This window comes from Kitasatospora sp. NPDC023118 (assembly GCF_055560875.1).
In genome coordinates this window covers 1-394 of sequence record NZ_JBVHHW010000079.1, presented here as the reverse complement: position 1 = coordinate 394, position 394 = coordinate 1, and the positions used below count along the sequence as shown (strand labels likewise).

The 394-nt window shown below is 72.3% G+C and carries 1 protein-coding gene; it reads left to right on the top strand.

The features are described from left to right. The coding region (locus ACZ3UD_RS37525; protein ID WP_465598569.1) for an Ig-like domain-containing protein at positions 1-394 on the top strand (394 nt) is incomplete at both ends.

The following is a 394-nucleotide window of genomic DNA, read 5'->3' as shown; positions in this document are numbered from 1 at the left end:
GCGCCACCCTGGTGGGCACCGCCACCCTGGATTCCAGCGGCGTGGCCACGCTGTCCCTGTCGACTCTCACCGTCGGCCTCCACCCGCTGACCGCCGCCTACGGCGGCGACAGCGCCTTCAACGGCTCGACGTCGCCGGTGGACACCCAGACCGTGAACGCGGCTGACACCGTCACCGTCCTCGCGTCGGCGCCGGACCCGTCGGCGTTCGGCCAGGGCAAGGTCCTGACCGCCACCGTCACCGCGGTTCCGCCGGGTGCCGGTACTCCCACCGGGACCGTGTCGTTCTTCGACGGCGCGACGCTGCTGGGCACCGCCACCCTGGATTCCAGCGGCGTCGCCACCTTCACCACCTCCGCCCTCAGCGTCGGCACCCACTTGCTGACCGCCGTCTA